Origin of the sequence: Novimethylophilus kurashikiensis, assembly GCF_003112435.1 — a bacterium.
Taxonomy (GTDB): Bacteria; Pseudomonadota; Gammaproteobacteria; order Burkholderiales; family Methylophilaceae; genus Novimethylophilus; species Novimethylophilus kurashikiensis.
This window is the reverse complement of record NZ_BDOQ01000007.1, coordinates 1-16,977: the sequence shown is the minus strand read 5'-3', so window position 1 is coordinate 16,977 and position 16,977 is coordinate 1. Positions and strand designations below refer to the sequence as shown.

General features: G+C 52.1%; 23 protein-coding genes. 3 read left to right on the top strand and 20 right to left on the bottom strand.

Annotated features, from left to right (window positions below):
• Positions 1-543: 543 nt before the first annotated feature.
• Positions 544-2,808, top strand: coding sequence for a glycyl radical enzyme family protein (locus NMK_RS09070; RefSeq protein ID WP_109015465.1), 2,265 nt, complete (start codon positions 544-546; stop codon positions 2,806-2,808).
• A gap of 131 nt (positions 2,809-2,939) precedes the next feature.
• On the opposite strand, the gene NMK_RS09065 is transcribed toward NMK_RS09070, so the two are convergent.
• From NMK_RS09065 to NMK_RS09015, 12 genes are all read right to left on the bottom strand, one after another.
• Positions 2,940-3,362, bottom strand: coding sequence for a hypothetical protein (locus NMK_RS09065; protein WP_146187153.1), 423 nt, complete (start codon positions 3,360-3,362; stop codon positions 2,940-2,942).
• Positions 3,363-3,474: 112 nt separating this feature from the next.
• Positions 3,475-3,630: a hypothetical protein gene (locus tag NMK_RS18450; protein ID WP_181376216.1), complete on the bottom strand. Its 156-nt coding sequence runs from the start codon at positions 3,628-3,630 to the stop codon at positions 3,475-3,477.
• Positions 3,627-3,917: a hypothetical protein gene (locus NMK_RS09060; RefSeq protein WP_109015463.1), complete on the bottom strand. Its 291-nt coding sequence runs from the start codon at positions 3,915-3,917 to the stop codon at positions 3,627-3,629. Before NMK_RS09060 ends, NMK_RS18450 begins: the two co-directional genes overlap by 4 nt.
• Before the next feature lie 2 nt (positions 3,918-3,919).
• Complete coding sequence (locus NMK_RS09055; protein WP_109015462.1) at positions 3,920-4,750, bottom strand: hypothetical protein; 831 nt, start codon at positions 4,748-4,750, stop codon at positions 3,920-3,922.
• Between the two features lie 541 nt (positions 4,751-5,291).
• Complete coding sequence (locus NMK_RS18270; protein WP_146187152.1) at positions 5,292-5,726, bottom strand: hypothetical protein; 435 nt, start codon at positions 5,724-5,726, stop codon at positions 5,292-5,294.
• Positions 5,727-5,878: 152 nt separating this feature from the next.
• Positions 5,879-6,589 carry a deoxynucleotide monophosphate kinase family protein gene (locus NMK_RS09045; protein ID WP_146187151.1) on the bottom strand — a complete coding sequence of 237 codons (711 nt, stop codon included), beginning with the start codon at positions 6,587-6,589 and terminating at the stop codon, positions 5,879-5,881.
• 4 nt (positions 6,590-6,593) lie between these two features.
• Positions 6,594-7,208, bottom strand: a complete 615-nt coding sequence (gene tmk, locus NMK_RS09040; RefSeq protein ID WP_109015459.1) for a dTMP kinase — start codon at positions 7,206-7,208, stop codon at positions 6,594-6,596.
• A 15-nt stretch (positions 7,209-7,223) separates the two neighbouring features.
• Positions 7,224-8,552, bottom strand: coding sequence for a DUF4326 domain-containing protein (locus NMK_RS18445; protein ID WP_181376215.1), 1,329 nt, complete (start codon positions 8,550-8,552; stop codon positions 7,224-7,226).
• Entirely contained in the window at positions 8,542-9,021 is a 480-nt protein-coding gene (locus NMK_RS09030; RefSeq protein WP_109015458.1) for a macro domain-containing protein, read from the bottom strand. Before NMK_RS09030 ends, NMK_RS18445 begins: the two co-directional genes overlap by 11 nt.
• 166 nt (positions 9,022-9,187) lie before the next feature.
• Positions 9,188-9,676 carry a hypothetical protein gene (locus NMK_RS09025; protein WP_109015457.1) on the bottom strand — a complete coding sequence of 163 codons (489 nt, stop codon included), beginning with the start codon at positions 9,674-9,676 and terminating at the stop codon, positions 9,188-9,190.
• Between the two features lie 129 nt (positions 9,677-9,805).
• Positions 9,806-10,048, bottom strand: coding sequence for a hypothetical protein (locus NMK_RS09020; protein ID WP_109015456.1), 243 nt, complete (start codon positions 10,046-10,048; stop codon positions 9,806-9,808).
• A gap of 149 nt (positions 10,049-10,197) precedes the next feature.
• Positions 10,198-10,716, bottom strand: a complete 519-nt coding sequence (locus tag NMK_RS09015) for a GIY-YIG nuclease family protein (protein ID WP_181376214.1) — start codon at positions 10,714-10,716, stop codon at positions 10,198-10,200.
• A 104-nt stretch (positions 10,717-10,820) separates the two neighbouring features.
• Between NMK_RS09015 and NMK_RS09010 the strand changes: the two genes are divergently transcribed.
• On the top strand, positions 10,821-11,738 hold the full coding sequence (locus tag NMK_RS09010; protein WP_227871441.1) for a recombination-associated protein RdgC: 918 nt from the start codon (positions 10,821-10,823) through the stop codon (positions 11,736-11,738).
• A 54-nt stretch (positions 11,739-11,792) separates the two neighbouring features.
• Here NMK_RS09010 and NMK_RS09005 read toward each other — a convergent pair whose 3' ends face one another.
• The 6 genes from NMK_RS09005 to NMK_RS08980 form a co-directional block, all read right to left on the bottom strand.
• A complete protein-coding gene (locus NMK_RS09005) occupies positions 11,793-12,179 on the bottom strand; it encodes a hypothetical protein (protein WP_109015454.1) in 387 nt (128 codons plus the stop codon).
• Positions 12,180-12,189: 10 nt separating this feature from the next.
• Positions 12,190-12,765, bottom strand: coding sequence for a hypothetical protein (locus NMK_RS09000; protein WP_109015453.1), 576 nt, complete (start codon positions 12,763-12,765; stop codon positions 12,190-12,192).
• Positions 12,766-12,770: 5 nt separating this feature from the next.
• Complete coding sequence (locus NMK_RS08995; protein ID WP_109015452.1) at positions 12,771-13,523, bottom strand: hypothetical protein; 753 nt, start codon at positions 13,521-13,523, stop codon at positions 12,771-12,773.
• A gap of 13 nt (positions 13,524-13,536) precedes the next feature.
• Positions 13,537-13,890, bottom strand: a complete 354-nt coding sequence (locus tag NMK_RS08990; RefSeq protein ID WP_109015451.1) for a hypothetical protein — start codon at positions 13,888-13,890, stop codon at positions 13,537-13,539.
• 5 nt (positions 13,891-13,895) lie between these two features.
• Positions 13,896-14,291: a hypothetical protein gene (locus NMK_RS08985; RefSeq protein ID WP_109015450.1), complete on the bottom strand. Its 396-nt coding sequence runs from the start codon at positions 14,289-14,291 to the stop codon at positions 13,896-13,898.
• Positions 14,292-14,406: 115 nt separating this feature from the next.
• On the bottom strand, positions 14,407-14,976 hold the full coding sequence (locus NMK_RS08980) for a hypothetical protein (RefSeq protein WP_109015449.1): 570 nt from the start codon (positions 14,974-14,976) through the stop codon (positions 14,407-14,409).
• Between the two features lie 402 nt (positions 14,977-15,378).
• On the opposite strand from NMK_RS08980, the gene NMK_RS18265 reads away from it, so the two are divergent.
• Entirely contained in the window at positions 15,379-15,582 is a 204-nt protein-coding gene (locus NMK_RS18265) for a hypothetical protein (protein WP_146187150.1), read from the top strand.
• Between the two features lie 17 nt (positions 15,583-15,599).
• Here NMK_RS18265 and NMK_RS08975 read toward each other — a convergent pair whose 3' ends face one another.
• Together NMK_RS08975 and NMK_RS08970 are read right to left on the bottom strand one after the other, a co-directional pair.
• Positions 15,600-16,253, bottom strand: coding sequence for a CYTH domain-containing protein (locus NMK_RS08975; protein ID WP_109015448.1), 654 nt, complete (start codon positions 16,251-16,253; stop codon positions 15,600-15,602).
• An 11-nt stretch (positions 16,254-16,264) separates the two neighbouring features.
• Complete coding sequence (locus tag NMK_RS08970; protein ID WP_227871440.1) at positions 16,265-16,840, bottom strand: hypothetical protein; 576 nt, start codon at positions 16,838-16,840, stop codon at positions 16,265-16,267.
• Positions 16,841-16,977 lie beyond the last annotated feature (137 nt).

Below are 16,977 nucleotides of genomic sequence, written 5' to 3'. Positions count from 1 at the left end.
TCTGTATAGGTTGACCGATATATCATTAGACACTATACTTCAATAGCTATGAGTTAACAACCAACAACACCCAAATGAAGCCTTCCCACCTAGGGACAGGTACGTCTACAGGAGTTGTTATGCATAAGGTTGTTAAGCATTCAAGCCCCCGGCCTATTCGTGTTGTTAGCCAGGGTGCTCTTTGGCAGGGTAAGCGTTTCCCCTGGGCATTTGTATGGGTGCATGAACGTGAACTAGCCCCTATCCAATCCGACCAGGAGCGGTTGCTCGAGATGGTGACCGCACTTCAATTGCCGCCGTCATTCAATCAAGATGGGCAGAGGCAATTTCACGGCTCTCCCCGAAGGAAGCCGGGAAGCTGCTATCCAGAGTTGAAAAACTCACACCAAAAGAACAGCTGAAGCTGTTCAGGGTTTAACCCATTGCCCCATCCCTTGGGGCATTCATTTCGATATGGACCTGCGCTTAGCACTATTGCGCCTTAGGCGCTATACAACTACTCAAAGGTTCATATTTTTATTTACTTATAAAGGGAAACAAATTATGCAAGTTAATGCAACCAAGTCCGCAATCGGTAAGGCGATGATGTCCGCATTCAAAATGTGCGACTACACGCAGGAAATTCACGAAGACGGTTTAGTCCGTCGTGAAACGATGTCGGAAGCTGTCGACCGTGTCATGGCCATGCATGCTGAGAAGTATGCTGACCGCATGACGCCGGAGCTGAAGGACCTGATGGACGAAGCGGCGCAAGCCTACAAGTCTCGTCGTGTACTCGGTTCTCAGCGGTCATTCCAGTTCGGTGGCCCCGCTACCGTCGTGAATGGCGAGATGAAGCAAAGCTCGCTGCTGAAGCACGAAGCCAAGATGTACAACTGCAGCGTCAGCTATGCAGACCGTGTCCGGTTCTTTCAGGAAACGCTGTATCTGCTGCTGTGCGGCTGCGGTGTTGGTTTCAGTGTGCAAAAGCATCACGTGGCCAAGCTCCCGGAAATCGCTTTCCGTTCTATCAGCGATGTGAAGGTTCATGTCATCGCCGACAGTATCGAAGGTTGGGCTGATGCAGCTGGAGTTCTGCTCGCCTCCTACTTCACTGATGGTGGTGAGTTCCGTGAGTTCCATGGCCATACCGTGCACTTCGACTACACCCAGATTCGTCCGAAAGGCGCCTTCATTGCCGGTGGTTTCAAGGCCCCTGGTCCTGATGGCCTGCGTGCTTCGCTGCAGAAGGTCGAGGAGCTCATCGAGCGCCGTCTGGCTGGTGGCGAAACCCGCCTGCGCACCATTGATGTCTATGACATCGTGATGCACCTCGCGGATGCGGTTCTGTCTGGTGGTGTTCGTCGCTCTGCAACCATCGCCATGTTCTCCATCGATGATGAAGACATGTTGAAGGCCAAGACCGGCAACTGGTTCGTGGATAATCCGCAACGTGGCCGTAGCAACAACTCGGTTATGGTGGAGCGTTCCAAGCTCACGCGTGAGAAGTGGGCAGAAATCATGACTTCGGTCCGTGATTTCGGTGAACCTGGGTTTATCTTCACTGAAGACCTGGACTTCGCTTATAACCCATGCGTGGAAATCGGCATGCGCCCCATTGCTGAGTCTGGCGAAACTGGCTTCCAGTTCTGCAACCTGACGGAAATCAATGGTGGCAAGTGCGATTCGGAAGAAGCCTTCTACAAGGCCTGCCGTGCCGGTGCAATCCTGGGTACCCTGCAAGCTGGTTACACCAACTTCAAGTACCTGTCTGACGCATCGCGTCAGATTACGGAACGTGAAGCGCTGCTGGGTGTTTCCATCACGGGCTGGATGAATAATCCTGCTATCCTGTTCGACGAACGTATCCTGAAAAAGGGTGCTGAAATCGTGAAGGAGACCAACCGTGTGGTGGCTAAGCTGTTGGGCATCAACCCGGCTGCTCGTACCACCTGCGCAAAGCCGTCTGGTAACGCATCTGTCCTGTTGGGCACCGCATCCGGCATCCATGGCGAGCACAGTGCACGGTACTTCCGTCACGTGCAAGTCAATATGGAGTCCGATGCCGGCCGCCTGATTAAGGACCGCAATCCGGACATGGTTGAAAACAGTGTGTGGTCGACCAATGGCACTGACTTTGTGGTCGCCTTCCCCGTGGAAACGAAGGAAGGTTCGATTACGAAGAAGGACCTGCTGGGCGTCAAGCAGCTTGAATACGTGAAAAAGGCCCAGATGCATTGGGTTGAGAACGGCACCAACGTCGAGCTCTGCGTAGACAAGCATCTGCGTCACAACATCTCCAACACCATTACCGTGGATGATTGGGCTGCTGTGGAACAGTACCTGTATGACAACCGCCAATGGTTCGCCGGCGTGAGCTTGCTCGCCGCTAGCGGTGACAAGGCCTACGCCCAAGCTCCGTTCACGGAAGTTCACACGGCCGAGGAAATCCTGCAGATGTACGGTGACGCCTCCATGTTCGCCTCCGGCTTGATTGTTGATGGCCTCCACGCCTTCGACAACAACCTGTGGCAAGCAACGGATACGGCTATGGGCTTTGGCCTGAAGCTGACCGATGAAGCGCGTGACCTGCTGCGTCGTGACTGGGTCCGCCGTTTTGAGAAGTTCGCTCAGAATTTCTTCGATGGCAATACTCAGAAAGCGTCGTTCTGCGTCAAGGATGTCTACAACTTGCATAAGTGGGTCCGTATCCAGCGCACGATTGAGGAAGTCGATTTCTCGACAGAGCTGGGTCAAAAGGAATTTGTGGACACCGGAAACCTCGCAGGCGCAGCTTGCGCAGGCGGAGTTTGTGAGTTGATTTTCTGATACATAACAACAGGTTATAGCATAAACTTAACCTAATCTCTTAAACCCAGTCTTCGGACTGGGTTTTCTTATTTGACGGCTTCTGGCAATGAAAAACCGCCCGGGAAGCCGAGCGGTTGAGATGATGCAGTCTAGTGAAATAAAGCGAGTTCGCTTGCCCCTGAAATAACGCCGCCATCGAAGAAGTCGATACCGGCAGCCAGCATGCGCTGGTGACCAAGTTGCATTCTCGATGAGAGTACGTCATCCCCGAGCCGGTGTCGAACGAACAAAATCAAACGCTCGATGAGCATCGGGTCAAACGGGTTCCAGACATCCTCGATGCCAAGGGAAACGATGTTTTTACCTTCGGCCCCCATGTACTCCTTCACCTCTTTTACATGCGACTGCTCCATGCAAATGATGGTGTCGGCCGCACGCAATAATGCGTTGGTGATAGGCGCCAAGGCGTCTTTATCGGTTCCACAGCTACGGGCATGAACGCCGCCCATGACTGCAATGACCTCCGCGGTACGGCTGCGGATTTTTCCCTGGCTGCAAACAAAGAGAATCATGATTACCATCCTTTCCTTCGGGCGACCCATAGCCAGAACTTCAGCCAGAGCCACTTAGGTGTCAGCCACTCAAGGGTTACCATCACCACTGCGATGACCCAAGCCAGCGCCTTCAATGGTAGTGCTCCTCGACCTTGACGATGCCCAGCAAATTGAACGACGCCTTCCTGGATGGCGAACTTGCCCAGGCTTGCGTATCGAACTTGCTGTCTTTAACAAAGGCGAGATGACGACCGCCGTCTCGGTGGACCAGAACAATGGCTTTCATTCCAGTCCTCCATCCGGGTCAGCGAGGTCAACATCAAACTCCAGCCCGGCCATTAAAGGCTCACACGCACGCAGTTCGTCAGCTCCGCCACAAGCGCCATACTGCGCGTCGAGGCAAACCAACTTTCCACTGGAGTTCATGAGGCCAACATCCTTCCAAAGATGCGGAAAGGTGCGGTAGCTATTGAGCGCGCTCTTACCGGGGTAATCCCTTCCGGGATAGCCCACAATAGTGCATTGCCCTGCCTGGTCGGTGAGTGCCGGCACAATGAAGAGTGTTCCCTTCATGATTAGCACAGCCCCGCGTTCAGGATTCGGTCTGCTGCAGCGAATGCATGCTGAGCCAACTTATCCGGAATACGTTTGCCTTCCAGGGCAGCCTGGAGCTCGGCACGCGTGGTTTCGAGACCAGAGAAGCCTAACGTCGCACCAACCAGGTAAGCCGTAGTCTCCGCCTCAACCTGCTGCATGGCGGCATCTTCTGGGACATTCTTGCCGAGCGTCTCGGCAGTGTGACCCAGAACGACACGTGCCAATTGGCGAATGCGACCGTAGGTCGGATTGGTTTCGAGTGGTGATACCGCAATGGTCCTGCCTTCCGCAAAGCCAAGACGGGTGTCAGTTACACTGGTGAACGTGAAAGGGACCTCGGTCACTTCCAGGAAATCCAGTGCAGACGACATCAGCCAATCCCCGGCGCTTGCCTCGACGACAACTTCATCGCCTTCGGTTTGCCCCATGTGGAACCACTGCTTGCGCAGGATGAAGCGATTGAACGCAACGACGCGCTCTTCCGTTCCATCCTCCTTTTCGACCGTACGTTTAACCGGCACCGGCATGATAAGCGCGATGCTTGCGGTCTCACCCTTCTTCACCTGGCGCTTGAGGGCCAGCCAGCCAGACTTACCTTCGCCGGATTCCTTGTCACGCGTACCATAGGTGTTGATAGGCGTAAGCGGGAGCCCCATATGGCGCAGTTGACTGGAGGCTAACCAGCGATTGACCAGGCTGTACTTGTGGAAGAACTTGTGTGCTGCTGCCAATTGACCAGGCTCCTTGATAGCTTCATCCAGGAGCGAGTACCAATCGGGAGTTTCAGGCTGAGCTACTTTCTTTTCCATGATATGTTTCCTCAAATAAAAGTGATGCCCACCGGGGGTGACCCAGTAGACAATGACTGTTAATAGATTATGTTCCTGCGGAAAAGTATAGCATAGAATGCAAAAAGCCCCCTGAAGCATCAGAGGGCTAGTAAGAAGTTATGTGTTATTCTTCCTCGCTGGGTTCGAAGCTAAGCATTTCGCCGCCTTGACCATTTTGTTCCAGAGCAAAAGCGAAATCTTCCAAATCAACGAAATCAGGCATGATATTTCCTCTCAGTTATCCAGCCTATAAGGTAGCTGTACTAGCGTATAGCTCACAGACGTCAAACCAGCATGGTACGGATTGAAAATATAATAAAAAAAGCCCGGAGCTTACGAATAAGCACCGGGCTGAGCCTAGTGGGAGCCGAAACTCTACCGCCAGGATGGTCTTGCTAGGACCGCGGAGGAAACAACAGCAGAAACTTGAGCAGCGAACCTTTGCTGCAATCCATGGTTAGTATAATACCTAAAAGTTAGCATATTGTCAAGTAGTTTCTGCTGAAAATGTTAACTTACTTTAGTGGAGGCTTGGGCTGCGCGCCATGGATACCTGAGCTGTTCTCCACAGTGATGGGCCGGTTACCGCTATGGGAGTGCGCCAGGATTGGCCATGCGCCATTGCAAGGACATCCTGCCAGGCCATTTGCCTCGTAATAGTGAGGAGAAGGCCTGGTTCCAGTTTTACGGCTGGAATGATTTGATGTTCCAGGTGCTGCGCAGGCGAGATGCCTTGTATTGCCACCTTTTCGGCAGCTTGGATGAGGACTTTTTTTGCATCGAGAAAGAATGTGCTGCCGTCAGCAAGGAATACTTGCAGGGTTCCTGCTTCTGGTTTGTGCGCTGGTGCTTGTGCAGCATGCCAAGAAATGTTTGGTAGTCCTTGGGCGGCTGGCGAATAAAGAATAGCGTGGTGCATAATGGGCCTGCATTGAAGGTTAATCAAACGCAGCAAGCCAGGCCACTTCCGCGCTAAATGGCAATTCTGACTTGATGCGCGGTGCTTTCGGTACTGAATTTAGTATACATAAATATGGCTATTAGCGCAAGTTGCAATAGAAAACGCCTACAGGGATAAATCCCTATAGGCGTTGAGTGAGTCGCCCGTCAAGCCGCTTTCGCGAGCGTTGGCAGCAACGTATTATGTACCACGGCTTCCAGCTTGGCGAGGCCTTGCGCACCCTCCTCATTGATGAAGGTGGTATCGACCGGGTAATTCAGCATCATCGTTTCCGATTGATGCTGCAGCCCCGGGTCATCGGCACCACCCAACCCTGGTCGCGATACCCTAGCGATTGATGCGCCCATATTTCGCAACATTTCCCCTTCATCCGGATATCGAACGTCGGTAATCACGAAGTTGGTATTAGGCTCCGCAACGATGGCCAGGCGCACTTGCTCGCGCCAGTAGTCGTCGCGGTACACCACGCGCCGATACTCGGTCCCCCAAATCTGCAGGACCTTGCGAGGTGAAAGCGGCTTCGAAAGCGCTTTCTTTAGTCGGCGACGCATACCAGGCCGAGCAAGCACCTTGTCCTCGTTTAGCGCCCGGCGAAGCGACTTCTTATAGCCAGCATCTGCCAGGAAAACATCCACGAACTCGAGGTTGGTGCAATACTTCAGCGCCATACGCTCGAGCGGCAGCTCTTTGGTGTCCCGGTTCTGCAAGAAATCGATAGACACGCCATACGCTTCGGAGACTTCGATATAAATCGCGTCTCCGAACGACAAGCGCTTCCACCCGTTGGCCAGCAACATCTTAGCCACCGTATCCTTGCCCGAGCCACGCAGCCCGGTCAAACCCAAAATACTTCTCATAGAATTACTCCCCTAAAACAAGTTTTTGAACATGACCCGAGAGCTCAGCGCGGATAGCATCAATGGCCTGGGTGGAATCGATAACGACCACACGACCAGGCTCTGCTGCCGCACGCTCCAGATACACGCGGCGTACCGCAGCATGAAAGCCTTCTGCCTCAGTCTCAAACCGGTCCTTTTGGTCCCGACTTCCATCCATGCGCCGCTGGGCCTCCGCCGTGGGCACATCAAATAGGAAGGTCAGGTCTGGACGTGCGCCGCCGCACCACTTATCCAGCGATTCCAGTCGGTCGAGGCTGATACCCCGGCCGCCACCCTGAAACGCGTAGGAGCTGTCGTGGAAGCGGTCGCATAGAACGATATCCCCGCGGTCGAGCGCCGGCTGGATGACCTGCGCCAGGTGCTCAGCACGCGCCGCCGTCATCAACAGCAACTCTGTATCAATCGACATGGGCTCACCCAACAACATGGCACGCAAACGCTCGCCAAGTGGGGTACCGCCAGGCTCACGGCTCACAACCACCGACTTGCCTGCGCCACGCAAAAGGTCGGCCATCCAGGGGATGTGACTACTCTTGCCCGCGCCGTCGATACCTTCAAATGAAATGAATTTACGCATGTTATTCCTCGATTATTAAAACAAGCTTTTTTGAGCAGGCTCAGGCAGGGACCATGGACGGCCATCTGCTAAAGCCGCCAGAATGTGCCCATGGCATTGGGTATCGGGTTCCGCACGAGAGTTACACCAGCAAGCCAGCGTCTTGAATCTCAGCTCATGAATTTTGCTCATAAGCTTTCGATTCGTACTCGCATGTTGGTAGTACTTGCGCAATACATCGTCACGCGTACCGTCTTTACCAATCACCCAAGGGTTAGCCCAGATTGATTCTTCCAGGCTGCCATTGGCACGACCGATATAGACGTCATACGGCGCTTCCTTGACGTGAACCACTCGTGTTTCAGGACCTTCATTGGTCAACGACTTCTGATAGCCATGAATCAGGTTGCGAATGAAGCGGGAATTGATTCCCTGCCCCTCCCAGGATTGGAATCCCGGAGATTTCGCTCCCGTTATATGGCTACAGCGTGCCAACCAGGAGACGCCGCCACGCTGGGTGACCAGTGCCTGCAGCTTCGGATTTTGCAGAAACTTGAGGCAGATGATATCGACCATCAAACCATCGTTGTACTGCGCATCCCCGGGCCGTTTTAAGGCCTGGTATGCAGCCTCGGAGTCTGGATAGGTCAGGCCATTAATCGTCACAGGATAACTGTGACGGATGCAGCCCTTATCTCGCGCACGCTCTGACATGTTCGTCAATGCGCCGCCAAGACCCTTTTCACCGCTATAGATGTTGATGCCTGGAGAACAGGCCAACTCAGCTCGAAGAGCGTCTGCGTCGGTAAGTTCTGTAATAGCCACCCTTAAATCCAAACCAAGGAATTCCTCGAGGAGCTCCAGAGCTTTCGGGTTGGCCAGGTTAACCACCGGCAGGGCCATACGGCTGGCGATAACGATAGCTGTCGCTGTCCCACCGGTCGAAGATGTGCGTGTCGATTCATGCTCACACCCATCCGCGGTCCAGCACAGAACGAACTTGACGGGAGTTTTGCAGTCGGCGCCCAGCACTTGCCCAACATTTCTGCTGTGCAGTGCACGAGGTCCACGAGACAACTTTTCCCATGCAGGATGCGCGGTAGCCGCGATGCTTTCGTGCTCCGCAGAGGGGTAAAAACCTGTATCAGCGTGGTTATTGAATCCTCGCCAAGGCAACCAGATTTCAGATTCCCCCTGCGCAGCCTCACAACCGGCTTCAAAGGCCGAATCAGCCCCATCTGCAGCACCTGACCTCAAGACATAGCCAAAGCCAGCCAGAACTCGCGCGAGGGACACCATCAAGCGCATAACATGCGCCGGCGTCTCACGAGAGCCGATACCGGCATAAAACATCTTATCGGCCATAACCCCTCCGGACAGGCGCGCCGTCGAAGACGACCAAGGTATGGTCTTCCCCAGCAAGTTCTTCATCAATAATGCCGGAAATGACTGACCAGTCGCCTTGCGCCAATCCAGCGCCAATCATTGGGTAGCCAATTCGAGCATTAGGAAAGCTTCCCTTGATTGCTCGAAACGCCTTCCTGATTGCAGCATAGTCAGCGTTATTTGCCCCTCGGTAGTCGAACTGCGTATATGCGTTGACGACCGTGAAGGCAAAAGGACGTTCCGCGATAAAAGCTTGCGTAAAGGTGCCCAGCTTATTGCGGTCGCCATACTTCGTCTGGCAGTCCGCCTCATAAGCCAAGGGAAACTCATCCTTAATGGATTTAGCAATCCCCTTACCCATTGTGCAAAAACAATTGCAGCCATGAACGATGACATCGAAATGTCCCGCTTTGGCTAGTTTAATTAAATTGCCAGTGATTGATTTCATATACCCTCCGTGAAAAAATTTGCCCTACAGGCAGGTATAGCTCACGGTATTCATTGAATATATTAGTATACCAATCAATATATAAAACGTCAATTTGAACGAGGACTGGTGCGTCCACCAGAAATAAAAAAAGCCGCATTTTGCGGCTTTTTCTACAATGTAAGGCTTAGTGTTGGAGCGGCATCGAATTACCGCGGTAGTACGCTTGAAGACAAACGTCTTCAACCTGCATCAATCGCTTTTCGACACCCCCTGCATTTTCAGCGATAACGACGCCGCCAATTTCGTCCTTGAACTTGAAGTACTTATCACGCATCAACATATCAGAGCAGACACCCTTCTCAGCGAGAATATCTTCGCGCTGAACAATGCATTTGCCGGCGGACTTATGAAAGCTGGCGGTAGTCGTGACGATATCACCCGGGTCGCCGAAGGAAGCAATGATGGTGAGATTGGTTTTTTTGGACTCATCGAAAAACTTGGTACCAACGCGCCGGTTATTCGCCTTCAGCGCAAACTCGAAAGTATCAGTGATGAGATTATCACACCCCGTAAATCCAACCTGGTGCGCCATATCGACAGGATTTGCGTCACCCGCATACGCATGCGCGGTGAAAGCGAAAGCCATGGTGATACCAATCAAACCTTTACGCATAATATTTCCTTAATATTGTTTTGAAGAATTACAGTGTGGTTGCACTATATCACAATAAAGACTATATGGCAAGGCCATTTTAAAGGTAAAGGCCATGGAATTACCCATGGCCCTTATGGTTTAGACGTGTTATTTGGGTTGGACTGCTTTTGCGCTGGGCACACCAGCACTCTCAGCCTTTGCCGCAGACACCTTTTTAGCCTTTACCTTAACAGCAGGCACTTTGACTACTTCAGGCTTAACAGGCTTGAGGTCTGCGGGCTTAGCCACTTCAGTAGTCACACCCGCCTTTGCTCCGGCAGCCGCCGGTTCTGCGGCAAACACACTGGTAGAAATGAGAGCAAGTGCGAGGAGGGACAGCAATTTTTTCATACAACATCCTTTTTATGATTTGAGGTTGCCTGAAGCAGGCAGCCAAATTGTTAACGTGAATGCAATGACATGGGTTGACAGTTAACAATCTAACTAGCTATGCCGGCACTTAGTATATGCCTCAACCCTGAGTGCTGCGTCAGGGGGAATTAATGCAAAAGCTGTTCGACAGGATTTACCGAAAATAGGGAGCCAGACAAGTCGTAGGGCGAAAGCACATCCGTAAGGTGCTGCCTATCCTCCTGCAGTGCCCGTTCAATTCGACTTACCAGCTCACGCCATGGGGCCTGGAACAATTCGCCTTTAATCCGAAGGTCAGCACAAGCCGCATGTATTCTCGCCTCTAAGCCAGGCGCATCATACACCTGCCAGGCCATGACAGCCTGCCAAGGAACTAAGACTCCAGCGCCATTCAAGGACCTCATCCTCTGCTCGAGCGAGCTTCTCGTTTGCCCAATTTTATAAAGGTTAGTCGTTCCTGGATTACTTGCTAGATAGACATAGCCTGTTTTAGCTTTAACCCAGTCGGCCAACCCTTCTACCAGGGCATCACGCAGCAAGTCACCTACAGGACCATCCTCCATAGGCATGCTCTTTCCCTTACGCGCGAGCTGAACGGCCTTTGCGGCGGCTGCAGAAGGGTCATAAATATAGCTGTTGGGAATCATATTATGTTTTAAGTATACCATAAAATAGCAATAATGCCTTTTTCGCGGTATACTGTTAATCGAAACGTGAGATTACCTTTCACCACTAATTCAAAGGATTGACCATGGCAAAATCGAAAGTGATGTTCAAAGCCGCATTGGCATTTCGCTTGGGCGAAGGCTGGCACATGAGTGCTGACGAGCTCAATGAAAAGCTGAGCAAATTCCAATTCCAACCCTGCACAAGCCAGCAGGAAACCTCAAAAGGCTTTACGCAACCCCGCGGCCTTCCACATGAGCCGCTAGTGCATGCTGTTGGGGGCCAGTACCTCATTACAGTTCAGGAGCAGAAACGTTTATTGCCCGGCGCTGTGGTTAAGGATGCCCTTGCTGAGCGTGTACGAGAGGTCACTGACCAACAAGGGCATGCACCTGGTCGCAAGCAGATGAAAGAATTGAAGGAAGCCGTTCGCATGGAGCTGCTGCCTAAAGCATTCCTCAGCAACTCGACGACTCGCGTATGGCTCAACCCCACGGATGGCTGGCTCGTCATCGAGGCAAGCGTCGGCGCCAAGTCTGACCACGTGCTCGAGCTTTTGGGCAAGGCGCTGGATGAGTTTCCGGTTCGCCGTTGGTCAACCGAGCTCGCCCCTGGCGCCGCCATGACCGATTGGCTTTCCGCTGGTGAGGCTCCCCTCAATTTCACCATCGACCGCGACTGTGAATTGAAGTCTCCAGCCGAAGAAAAGGCAGCTGTTCGTTATGTCCGTCACTCCCTGGATGGCCAGGATGTTCGCGACCACCTGCGTCAAGGCAAGCGACCTACTAGACTGGCATTGACCTACAAGGACCGCGTGTCATTCGAACTCACTGAAAGGCAGGAACTGAAGAAGCTCGTCGTCCTCGACATCGGTGACGACGTCGGACAGGATGCCGATAATGCTGAGGACATGTTCAATGCTGAATTTGCCCTTATGACCGGGGAATATACAAACCTGCTCTACGCCATCACTGAAGCCTTGGGTGGCGAGCAGAAAGACTAAGCCTCACCAATTAAAAAGGCCTGCATTGCAGGCCTTTTTTGCGTCTATGTTTTGTTATTCGAACACTTCGCGCGCAGCAATCCCATCCCCTGTTACCAGTTTGTATTTACTCCCAACCTGAATAACCGACCAGTCTTCGACCGTGAGCATGCCATTTCGAATGAAGTGCACGCGGACCTTGGATTTCCCTGTGATGACGATGCATTCGAGCTTGTCGTGTCCAGAATATCCAGGCTGACATGGGTCTTCTCCCCAGATAGCCAGAGTTTCGACCCCAAGGCTGACCGTCTGGCCGGCTGATAAAACCACCATGGGGGCCGAAACCGGTTTCACTTCTGCAGCCTTAGGTGCTGGCGCCGAAGATGGCTTGTGGAAAATGGCAGGCAGCTGGCTGCATCCACTGACAAAAGCAGCCGCTAGGGCTATGAGTATCAGTCGCATTGTACGTCTCCTAAGATATCTGGATGGACTCTGTTCTGCGGGAAAGCCGCTCTCGCTGAAGCTCTTGGATTGGCACGCGCACGGCTACCGCCGTTTCAGCCCGGCCATTCACCACATGCGCTCTGGATTGAAAGAGTCTCTTTGTGTCGGATGAGGCTTTCTCAATTTTATCAAGGTTGGTCGACTCGCCCCATTGCATGACGCTGGCCGGTACCAGCAAAACCTCCACCGCACGCCAATTACCTTCCATGAGCTCTGGGAACAAGGACAGGGATTCAATCCTGCCGCTCACCTCAATCCCCACCCCACCTACGCGACAAGTGAGTGAACCGCCTATGGACATGCCTAAGCCATGTAGCCAGTCCAGCAAGAGGTTTTCACTTACCACTCGAGTAGCCTCTTCTACACCGTCGAAAGACGTATCCAGGGTACCCAGCTCTTGCTTCACACTGGCCATGACGCCTTCCATGTGGCGCGGTATCAAGGGCTTCCGGTCCAGGACAGCTCTAATTTTCTTGAGATAGATAAACGTGCCAGCGAGGGAAATGAGCTGGGCTTCAAGTTGATTAGCGTTTCTTTTAGCCATGATGGTTATACATCGAACTCGATATCAGACGCATCCTTATCAACTTCGAACAACTCGAAACCACCGTTGTTGGTGTTATTGAGGAATTGGATATACCGGGACAGGATGCTGTATTGCCTCCTTTCATCCTTCAACGACTCTTCGTACCAGCGGTCCGTCACCAAGACCTTGTATTCGTCGCCCCAATCCATATCCTCAGTTGAGGCAAATTCAATTGAAGTACCTACACGTTGCCGCGCCGGTTCCAGGAAGCTCAGCGCGAGAAAGACTTTTTTGCTGAGCTCAAGCAGTTTTTCATCTGCATATCGCGTCTCAGACGCCGACATAATTAACTTCTGTGGTGCGATGTCCCCTGCACATTTCTCGCTGGCATTAAATACCAGCCAGGTCAGCAATTCAGACACCCATGCCTCTTGAATATCGACTGATGCCGGCTCAGGTAGCTTCCCGTTATAGACCATACTCAAGTACTTGGTCGGAGAGCCGTCACGCGGATGCGTAAGAACCTCCTTAAGGGCACGCCATAGCCATTGATGGGAACGGAGTTCATTCCGGAATCCATTTTCAGGTGTCAGGACCTTATCACGTACCCCCGAGTAATACTCACTCTTGGCAACTATGTTCTTAACCATCACCAGAAGATTAGCGCCCGTGGCCGCCACAATTTCAGTACTGTGCCGTAATTTGATTTGAATCACATGGTTCGGCAGAACAACGCTTGTAACACTGCCAACTGCCTTTTTAGCCTTATCACTCATACGAACTCCAATCTCAAGATTTGTCCTTACCAAGCTCCACAACAGAGGCTACAAACATGCCAAAACAAGTCACTGTGACAAGACCGACAACAATTGAGAACCCATACACAGTACAGGTCCCAACCCATGACTCCTTGAGGTCATAAACTGTCCACGTGCTGGCGGCCACACTCTTAACAAGGGCCGTGGGGAATTGAGCGGGGGCGGTAAGAATCAGGATTCGACCTAAAATGAAGGACAACTCCATTACCACAGCAGTGAGCGCAGCCATCAAAAAAGACATCAGTACCATTATGGAAAAGTTCTGCAAATGCCATTTCCCATCATTGCCCATCCATTTGGACAGGCCACTGAAAAATGCTCCCATATCAGCTAGCCCTTTACCTTCTTGCCGCAAACACTTTTGATGGCTGCCAGGCGCTCATCGGGAGCCCGTCCGTCGTTTGCAATAGCACCTATTTTGTAGAGGGCCTCAGACATTGCGTTATAGCGCGCACGAAGGCTTTCCAGGACCGGGCCGCCAACACCCAGCTTGGTTTCCGTGTTCGCAAAAATCTTGCCATGATTCCAGTCGAACCCAACTGTAAACCCAGTGACAGCCACAGAGGGGGTTGCGCCAATCGTTGCATGGCCAGGCTCATACGCAATTGAGATGGTATCGTTACCATGGCCAGCCCATTTCAACTTGGTTAACAACTCAATAGCCGCTTCAACGGTAAGTGGTGGATGGATGGGAGACAGGGTCTCACCTAGTGAAGGGGTGCTCATCAAACTCCTCAGCGATTAATTTTTAATAGTGAGCATTAACTATATCAGACAAATGTGTATATGTCAATTTTATGATATATCCCGGCAAACAAAAAGCGCCTTACGGCGCCTTTGTTTACTTCTGCTTCCATTGGGTCTTCCGGAATCGCTTCCAGTTGCGGTCCTCGCGAGCAGCTATGCAATAATCGTCATAGCGGTTTGGCAGGTTCTTGAAATTACGCGAACCTCGCGGCCCCGGGTCTCCGTCTTCAAGCACGAAGGCGTGACGACGCTCATTGGTGGTTTGCACTGCACGATAACTATGCCCGCCTCGATGCCGGCCAATATTAGGGACTGAACCTTGCCCATTCCACCGTTCAAGCTGCCGCGCCCTAAACCGCCAAATGGAATTCTTGCTGCGCCGGATAATGAGATGTTGAAAGTCGGCCGCAGTTACAGGCTTCCCGGCATCATCCCGCATCACATACTCGTAGGTGCGATAAACAGGCTGATGCGCATACAGGTCAAGCTCAGGATTCCACAGGGAGCTCACGTGCGAAAATACGCGGAATGCCGGGCCTACGTTTCTTGCAATCCAACTAAACCCAAGTTCTTTAAGGGCAGCAGCCTTTGACGGATACACCCATATACCAGAACCCTGCGCAAACAAGGTCACTGCTGATTCATACTGCTTTACGATGTGCATGAAATCCTCCTAGTGTTGAACACTAGAAGTCGTCGTTTGTCTGCCTATAGCGGATATTCATTAGTTGCTTCCCAGTTTTCTCAAGCGATTCCAGATAAAGCGGAGCCCATTCCTGGGCGCCGGACGAGAAATTACCCGTTCAAATTCGTTGGCGTTGCACCGCCGCAACTCCTCGACCAATGCGTCGTAGCTTCCTAACCGGTCAAGGCTAACCCCAAAACCAGCAAGATATTCGCGAATGTATAGCGCTGTCTCTGCAGGCATTGCATATCCCCCGGAGGAATCCTCAGTAATGAATGGAATATGCTCGAGAAGGGAAGCCATGAGGTGAATGTATCACTTAACATTGATTATGTCAAGCAAATTCTATACTGAGCGTGGACATACTTTGGAAGGATTATCATGGCAACACCCGCCGTAAGAGATGTGGTGCGTGCATGCAATCGCCCATCTATTTTGAATGCCAGCCGTTATGAGCTAGAGCGCCTGGAACATGTGCTCTGGGTTGAAATCATGGCAAATGAGAACATCACCTATGACGTTCTCATTGCCCATCGTTCGCTCAAAACGGAATTAGCGCTTCGTACCAGGACAACCTTGCACTAACTCCCATCCGGCAAGTCTTACTTGCCGGATTGTCTTTTTGCCAAATTGATATTTGAGTATTGCGGGTCGTTTGATACCTCAACCCCAAACCAAGCTGGCGGCTCGAATGGCGCATCTTCTGAGGGTAGCTCAACCTCTGCCATCACAAACCCCTCAAGCGCCCCATGGAACACATCAAGTTCGATGACGTACGGACCATGCGGGACGCAGTAGCGGCTCTTGGCGACCTGGAGGTCTTGGCAGAACAACCCAATAATCAATCGGGCATCAGCCAGCGGAATTTCATATTCAAACTCATCACGGGTCATACCGCCTGACAGGGGCTTACCCTTGATGGTTAGGTAGCCAACGCCATCCTGCACACGAAATCGAGTTGCAGGCGCATCTGGCCCCTTACGGAAATGCCCGAAGATACCGGATTCATCCAATCCGGCACCCGTGCAGAACAGCTCAACCATTTGGGAGGCATCCTCCCGTGGAATGACGTACTTGAAGCTATGGGAGTCTTTTCGTACAACGACGACAGCCTCTGCTGCTAGGACGTGGACGAGAACATCCGGGGCATCGTAGGATTTGGGCAGGTATCCTTGATGGATACTGTGCAATGTCAGCGCCGTCAGGTCGAGAGGGACCTCGTTGACGAGGAATTTACGTTCAATTTCTTTTGCCATTTGATTCTGCTTTATTTAGGACAGTCTTGGGGAAGGCCGTTTAACCCTTCCGCCTCTTTTGAAAATTGCGCAATAGCGCCGTGGACTCGAATAACGTATAGGCTATCGAAATCATCATCTGCCCACCCAGGAATAGATGCGGTCCCACCCACCTTGGTGACGATAGCCGATGCCAGCTTGCTCGCCCAGTGATGTTCCCACGCTACAACCTGCACGCCAGAACCCGTAATCAAATGGTCCGCCACAGCATCGATTTCAGGCATACCCCAATCGATATCAACCGGCAAGCCGTCTGCAATTGCTAAAGGCTCGATGGTGGCCAAGGGGCGAATATAGCTGTATGGAATCCCCTTATCATCTTTCTTGATGGAGGGGTTGGCAGCATATAAGAAGGATGGCTTGCCGTAGGTGGTATGAATTTTAGTCGGCAGCGCCAGCGCTCTCCGCAAGCCTTGGCAAGTCAGCTGGCCAAGCCCAGCGGCAGGCTTTTCCGCATGTCGCATAATGACGATGGTGGTGTCGGCAGCCACTGAGGACGAAAACAGGGACATCGCCACAATTAACAGCGATAGCAAGGGCGCAATCATATTTTTACCTTTTTTGAATTAGGCTTATTATATCAAAAAAGATTGAAAAGGTCAAGCCCCTTTCTAATCCTCCTTCTCGTCCAATTCTTCCACTTCTTCCTCATCTCCGTATTCGTCGACAACCTCAATATTGAGGT

What these genes read in the sequence shown, in the direction of transcription:
- NMK_RS09070 (WP_109015465.1), top strand. Translation starts at nt 544, where the DNA reads ATGCAAGTTAATGCAACCAAGTCCGCAATCGGTAAGGCGATGATGTCC.
- NMK_RS09065 (WP_146187153.1), bottom strand. Translation starts at nt 3,362, where the DNA reads ATGATTCTCTTTGTTTGCAGCCAGGGAAAAATCCGCAGCCGTACCGCG.
- NMK_RS18450 (WP_181376216.1), bottom strand. Translation starts at nt 3,630, where the DNA reads ATGAAAGCCATTGTTCTGGTCCACCGAGACGGCGGTCGTCATCTCGCC.
- NMK_RS09060 (WP_109015463.1), bottom strand. Translation starts at nt 3,917, where the DNA reads ATGAAGGGAACACTCTTCATTGTGCCGGCACTCACCGACCAGGCAGGG.
- NMK_RS09055 (WP_109015462.1), bottom strand. Translation starts at nt 4,750, where the DNA reads ATGGAAAAGAAAGTAGCTCAGCCTGAAACTCCCGATTGGTACTCGCTC.
- NMK_RS09045 (WP_146187151.1), bottom strand. Translation starts at nt 6,589, where the DNA reads ATGAGAAGTATTTTGGGTTTGACCGGGCTGCGTGGCTCGGGCAAGGAT.
- tmk (WP_109015459.1), bottom strand. Translation starts at nt 7,208, where the DNA reads ATGCGTAAATTCATTTCATTTGAAGGTATCGACGGCGCGGGCAAGAGT.
- NMK_RS18445 (WP_181376215.1), bottom strand. Translation starts at nt 8,552, where the DNA reads ATGGCCGATAAGATGTTTTATGCCGGTATCGGCTCTCGTGAGACGCCG.
- NMK_RS09030 (WP_109015458.1), bottom strand. Translation starts at nt 9,021, where the DNA reads ATGAAATCAATCACTGGCAATTTAATTAAACTAGCCAAAGCGGGACAT.
- NMK_RS09025 (WP_109015457.1), bottom strand. Translation starts at nt 9,676, where the DNA reads ATGCGTAAAGGTTTGATTGGTATCACCATGGCTTTCGCTTTCACCGCG.
- NMK_RS09020 (WP_109015456.1), bottom strand. Translation starts at nt 10,048, where the DNA reads ATGAAAAAATTGCTGTCCCTCCTCGCACTTGCTCTCATTTCTACCAGT.
- NMK_RS09015 (WP_181376214.1), bottom strand. Translation starts at nt 10,716, where the DNA reads ATGATTCCCAACAGCTATATTTATGACCCTTCTGCAGCCGCCGCAAAG.
- NMK_RS09010 (WP_227871441.1), top strand. Translation starts at nt 10,821, where the DNA reads ATGGCAAAATCGAAAGTGATGTTCAAAGCCGCATTGGCATTTCGCTTG.
- NMK_RS09005 (WP_109015454.1), bottom strand. Translation starts at nt 12,179, where the DNA reads ATGCGACTGATACTCATAGCCCTAGCGGCTGCTTTTGTCAGTGGATGC.
- NMK_RS09000 (WP_109015453.1), bottom strand. Translation starts at nt 12,765, where the DNA reads ATGGCTAAAAGAAACGCTAATCAACTTGAAGCCCAGCTCATTTCCCTC.
- NMK_RS08995 (WP_109015452.1), bottom strand. Translation starts at nt 13,523, where the DNA reads ATGAGTGATAAGGCTAAAAAGGCAGTTGGCAGTGTTACAAGCGTTGTT.
- NMK_RS08990 (WP_109015451.1), bottom strand. Translation starts at nt 13,890, where the DNA reads ATGGGAGCATTTTTCAGTGGCCTGTCCAAATGGATGGGCAATGATGGG.
- NMK_RS08985 (WP_109015450.1), bottom strand. Translation starts at nt 14,291, where the DNA reads ATGAGCACCCCTTCACTAGGTGAGACCCTGTCTCCCATCCATCCACCA.
- NMK_RS08980 (WP_109015449.1), bottom strand. Translation starts at nt 14,976, where the DNA reads ATGCACATCGTAAAGCAGTATGAATCAGCAGTGACCTTGTTTGCGCAG.
- NMK_RS18265 (WP_146187150.1), top strand. Translation starts at nt 15,379, where the DNA reads ATGGCAACACCCGCCGTAAGAGATGTGGTGCGTGCATGCAATCGCCCA.
- NMK_RS08975 (WP_109015448.1), bottom strand. Translation starts at nt 16,253, where the DNA reads ATGGCAAAAGAAATTGAACGTAAATTCCTCGTCAACGAGGTCCCTCTC.
- NMK_RS08970 (WP_227871440.1), bottom strand. Translation starts at nt 16,840, where the DNA reads ATGATTGCGCCCTTGCTATCGCTGTTAATTGTGGCGATGTCCCTGTTT.